The organism is Brevibacillus sp. FIR094, from assembly GCF_050477165.1.
Taxonomy (GTDB): Bacteria; Bacillota; Bacilli; order Brevibacillales; family Brevibacillaceae; genus Brevibacillus.
Map to the genome: position 1 here is coordinate 1 of NZ_JBEAES010000071.1, position 5,032 is coordinate 5,032.

At 38.8% G+C, this 5,032-nt stretch carries 6 protein-coding genes; 5 read left to right on the plus strand and 1 reads right to left on the minus strand.

Translation table 11 applies throughout. The features are described 5' to 3' along the window. The first annotated feature begins 220 nt into the window (after nucleotides 1–220). The 5 genes from ACQ5DJ_RS29695 (at nucleotide 221) to ACQ5DJ_RS29715 (ending at nucleotide 4,640) form a co-directional block, all read left to right on the plus strand. Nucleotides 221–364: a hypothetical protein gene (locus tag ACQ5DJ_RS29695; RefSeq protein WP_429845590.1), complete on the plus strand. Its 144-nt coding sequence runs from the start codon at nucleotides 221–223 to the stop codon at nucleotides 362–364. Between the two features lie 571 nt (nucleotides 365–935). After that, complete coding sequence (locus tag ACQ5DJ_RS29700) at nucleotides 936–1,223, plus strand: hypothetical protein (RefSeq protein ID WP_429845591.1); 288 nt, start codon at nucleotides 936–938, stop codon at nucleotides 1,221–1,223. A 533-nt stretch (nucleotides 1,224–1,756) separates the two neighbouring features. Beyond that, nucleotides 1,757–2,839 carry a protein rep gene (locus ACQ5DJ_RS29705; protein WP_429845592.1) on the plus strand — a complete coding sequence of 361 codons (1,083 nt, stop codon included), beginning with the start codon at nucleotides 1,757–1,759 and terminating at the stop codon, nucleotides 2,837–2,839. A 239-nt stretch (nucleotides 2,840–3,078) separates the two neighbouring features. Then, complete coding sequence (locus ACQ5DJ_RS29710; protein WP_429845593.1) at nucleotides 3,079–3,291, plus strand: hypothetical protein; 213 nt, start codon at nucleotides 3,079–3,081, stop codon at nucleotides 3,289–3,291. 767 nt (nucleotides 3,292–4,058) lie between these two features. After that, the gene (locus ACQ5DJ_RS29715) at nucleotides 4,059–4,640 is read left to right on the plus strand and encodes a hypothetical protein (protein ID WP_429845594.1); all 582 of its coding nucleotides are present in this window, start codon (nucleotides 4,059–4,061) and stop codon (nucleotides 4,638–4,640) included. A gap of 180 nt (nucleotides 4,641–4,820) precedes the next feature. Here ACQ5DJ_RS29715 and ACQ5DJ_RS29720 read toward each other — a convergent pair. Next, the coding region (locus tag ACQ5DJ_RS29720) for a helix-turn-helix transcriptional regulator (protein ID WP_429845595.1) at nucleotides 4,821–5,032 on the minus strand (212 nt) is incomplete at its 5' end.

Below are 5,032 nucleotides of genomic sequence, written 5' to 3' on the forward strand. Positions count from 1 at the left end.
TTTTTTTCGTTCCTGATCTCTTTTAATGTTTTCATATAAACCCCTTGAAATAGAAAATTTTCTAGTAATATAATTCTAGTAACCTGTCTTGGCGGCATTCTTCTCTTTTGCGGATGGCTTGATTGGTCGTTTCAAGTCATCAATGATAAAGGTCACTTCTAGTTTATAGCTGGATTGTGACCTTTTCTATTCGTATTAAACAAGTAGGAGGGTCTTTGTTTTGGAACGTACTGTTGACTTTCTTGTTTTGGACGAAGGAATTCAGGTTTCTGAGGTTGTAGAAGGAGATAGGGAAACAATTTATCTTTCTCTTGCTGATGTAGAAGATTTGATAATAGCTTTAGGTTCTGTCCGCCAATTGTAACCTCTTTGGATTTTTCTATTTCCTCTCCGTTTCATGTTTTACCTTTATCAATCAAATCAAAGCGATTTTCCCTATCTATGGAGTGAGTCTTGAAAAGTAAAAAAATTTCTAGTAAAATATTTCTAAGTGCAGTTATAGCCGAGTTTGATAGCAGATAAGGACGAATCTATGTAATTCTCCAAAAGGAAGGTTGTTGATCACACAATGTGATTGACGACCTTTTCTGCTTTTGCAGCTATTTATCCATGAAGGCAACCTGTGGGGGTTCCCTGCGGTTCCCTCTTGGGGACCGCAGGGCAAACACTGGAGACACCCTTACTTTTGGAGAATTAATACTTTCCATCTACCGGGTAATGTCACACACCCTTTCAGACGAGCTACAAATGGGCAAATTTGCGTTTGGATGTTATTTAGCTATAAAAGTAAGGGTCATTTCTAAAAACGTCTATTAATGTGCTTTAAATCGTTCTGATGACGCCTCTCAATTATTGAGGGGCTATCATATTTTATAAAACTTTTTCATTGACCATTAAAGTACCAAAATGGTATATTTTTGGTGAGGTGATGGTAAATGTCGGAAGTTAGTAAAAAGAAAATCCATCTGCAACTTAATGATCGAAATGCTGAACGTTTGAAAGAAATGTCGGAGCGTTATGGAATGTCCTTGAATTCTCTTGTGGCATATATCCTCGGTCAATGGCTCGACAACAATTACGACTTGAAGGATAGGGTTATCGATAAAATGGCCAGCGAAGGTAAGGTGGACAAGCTTTTTGAAAATCAGGCTTTCTCAAATTTATTTAGTGGCTTAATGAAAGAAGCCATGTTGGAAGGAATGAAGTTACCAGAAGAGAGGTAGCGCGTTCTGTGTTCGGTTGTAGCGCGTTCAGTATATAAACAAGGTGGTGTAATTATGGAATTGGTCGCCTTATGCCAGGACTGTTTGAGGTTGAATCCTGTTCATGAAACAAATGAGGGTGTTTGCGAATGTGGTGGAGACACGTGTGGTTGTCCAGATTGCGTTGATACCGCGAACATGCTTCTGATAGGCATTCGTGATTACAAGAGATTGGGTCTGATCAATCCTATTACACATTGGACTGCTGAGGCGGGTGTGTGTAGCGCATCGCGTTCTTCTGGATGTTGAGGTGCGAAGCACAATAGGGGAGTGCTTGCACGAGCCGGTGCCATTTTACTTTTAGGTGATGGAGCTGGTCTGGATCGTCGCGGTGTCCATTGTTGGGCAGGTTCAGGAGATTATTCGCGCCCTCGTGGAAGGGGTTAGAATTTGGGGCGCAGCCCCCTTGGTATATATAACGAAATCGCCGTCACCCTAAAATATAGGTGAACCATTGGTACGACTGACTTTTTGCGGAAAAAAGGTGAAAAATTTTGGACGGTAAAGAGGATAAAAGAATAGAGCGTTACCTCTTACAGTCAGTCGCTAGAAAAGCTATTCCTAAAGAGAGGGTAGCGAAGTGCTTTCGGCGTAGATTACCTTCTCAAAACGCACATGTCTGGAAGCATTTAAAGACTGAGAAGTGTTTCTATGGTGGACTGACTGTATGTGGGAGTCTTTGGACGTGTCCGGTCTGTGCTGCTAAGATTTCGGAGCGCAGGAGAACAGAGCTGAAGCAGGCCTTGGGTTACTTCAAACAAGAGGGTGGTCGAGTGGCCATGTTGACGTTGACCTTTAGTCATAAGTTCGATGACAAGTTGAGTGATACCATTGTTCGTTTTCAGAAGGCTATCGAGAGGTTACGTTCTGGTAAACGTTACAAGCTTTTGATGGACAAGCTAGGATTGATTGGTACGATTCGTTCTATGGAGATTACCTATGGTATTAATGGTTTCCATCCCCATGTACATATTCTTTATCTGTATGAGAACAAGGTTGTTTTGAAAGAGATTGAGCAAGTGTTTTTTGATCTTTGGTTATTGGCTTGTAAGGCTAATGATCTGACTACACAAGAGCAGTATGGTGCGAAGTTTGAAGATGGTAAAAAAGCGGACGGTTATGTAAGTAAATGGGGTCTGGAAGAAGAGGTTACCAAAAGTCATTCTAAGAAGGGTCGTAATGGAGGTTTAACACCGTTTGATTTTTTGCGAATGTATGTAGAGATTGAAGATGAAAAATATTTGAGACTTTTTGAAGAGTATGCACATGCAACCAAATCAAAGAGGCAACTTACCTGGAGCAAAGGATTGAAAGATCGGTTCTTGATTGAGGAAAAATCGGATGAAGATTTAGCGCAGGAGAAGACAGAACAAGCAGATTTGCTAGGCGAGATTGATTACGATACTTGGAAATGGATTCTAAGGCTGGAGAAGAGGGGGGAATTCTTACGGATGGTCGAGCAAAATGGTTTTGAGTCAGCATATGAAATTTTTCACGAAGATTACTTAGATGGCTACGATCTAGAAAATAAAAAGTCCCCTGACCGCGCTCACGGATCAAAGGGACATACAAAATAACATCTGTCGCTTAGATTAAACGACGATGGGTATGCGCTGGCTCCTACACCAGTGAATACCTTGGTACTATTCACGTTGCAAAGATATTTCTTAAGACGAGTATAGCCTTAAATATATAAAAAATAAACCCCGTATAAGAGGAATAGGCTAGCAGCCCCCACGGAGGATGGATAAAAACAGGCGATCGTTATTTCTTTGCTGATCTGGTTTTTAAAATTCGACCGTAGGGGGTTTTTTATTTGAGGAAATCATTTGAGATTAGAGCGTATGTTGAAACAAATTCTGAGGTTACTAAAAGTGAAATATCTCGTGAATTTATTGAGTTTTTAAAATCAAAGGAATGGGATTTTATCGAACTTGTTGTAAATGAAAAGTCTATTTCGGGTGAAGTTGATCTATGGGACGATTTTGACGAGGGTGATCCATGGGATGATGATTTGAATGATAAGTGAATGCCTCGGGAAATAATCAAAATTCCGATGTGCCCTCATCCAGTAACACGGGGGCACAAAATACATATCAAGACGGTATGAGATCGCTTGTGGACTGGGTTCAAGGTGCATGTCACCACGCAAAAAAATTGCGGGAAATCATTCTTTTATAGTGGAGGTTTTTTTGATTAGTAAGCGAATAGTGATAGTTTTTTCGATTATTCTTATGGTTCCGTTTTTGATTTCATACTCTCCTGAGTTGGCTATTCGTAGAGACGTTTTTTTTAGATACGATCCAGTTTCTGCCTTTACTTTTGAGGTGACGAAGGCTTGTTGTTCTGATCCTAATAGAGACCCTATCTATGTGATTCAGAGTACAAATCCAAATGTGGCTATTTCTTTAGAAAGGTCTATTTTTGGAAACTGGATAGTTCCTGATTTGCCGGACAATGAGTAAAAATCAAAGTAAATGATTCCTATAAATATAAAGGTAACCAAAACATAAGTCTAAAAATGGTTACTTTTTATTTTGGGTTTCTTTTTTTATGCTGGCTATAAACGTTAGAAAGTAAGGGAGGAATTCCCTTGTGTATCGAATTGTGCAGAAGATTATACACGATGTTTTCGAGGTGAATAGATGGACTGAAACTATAAAGGAACTTTAATAAAATAAATCAAATAAATAAAGGTAACCAAAATTAAAAAGTCCCTAAAAAAATATGGTTACTAATTGAGTTTTGGTTGAATATTCTGTATAATAAAAGTAACCAAAAAGGAGGTTGTCGGACATGGAAACAGTAAGAGGTGTTGTTAATTTTCGTTTCAAAAAAACAGGGTTTATCGTTTCTTATGAAATTAAAGAAGGCTTGATAACATTAGATAAATCTGATGGATTTCCGGAAGAAGTTTATAAAAAAGCCTACGATAAGGTGTCGAAGGAAAATAGTGAAACTATTGATAAAATGCTTGAAGAATACTACCAAAACGAGAATAGTGAAGGAACTAAAATAGAAAATGGTTCATCTATAGAAAATGAGTCAAAAATAGAAAATGTAACTTTGATAGAAAAGGTTACTAATTCTAATAATGGAACCAAAACAGAAAATGATGCCTTATTGGAAAAAGATGCACAAATTGAAATGTACGAAAAACGGATAAAGGAACTAGAAGAAGAGCTTAAAAGGAAGAAGGGCGGCAGACCGTCGATAGGTGAGACGCGCAAGGTAAGTCTTACGTTGCCTGATTGGATGTGGGCTGATATTGATCGTACTGTACGTATTACTGGTACGAAACAATCTGCTTGGCTTCGTCAACTGTTAATGGTTGCGCATGCTGATTATGGTTTGAAAAAGGGTGGCAGTCATGAGTAGGTTGTATACAAAAAATGAGCTGAAGGAGATCCGGAAACGCGGATACTGTATACAGAATGAAAGCCGGTAGTCTATAACCAGGTCAAATTCTGTATACAGTTCTGTGGAGGAACCTTGTGGATCGGGGCAAGCTGCTTCGATATGTCGTATACAAATTAATGAGAGTGAGCGTGTGCTTTTTTATGGTTGCCAGTCAGATACTGTATTTATATCAACGTTCAAGTATCTGCATATCTTTAGGGCGATTTTTACTTTAGGCATGCTTACTCCTTTCTCAATGTTGTAGTATTGTTTTGCTGTTATTTCTACTGCTCTAGCAACTTGTTCTTGGGTAACGTTTTTTTCGTTCCTGATCTCTTTTAATGTTTTCATATAAACCCCTTGAAATAGAA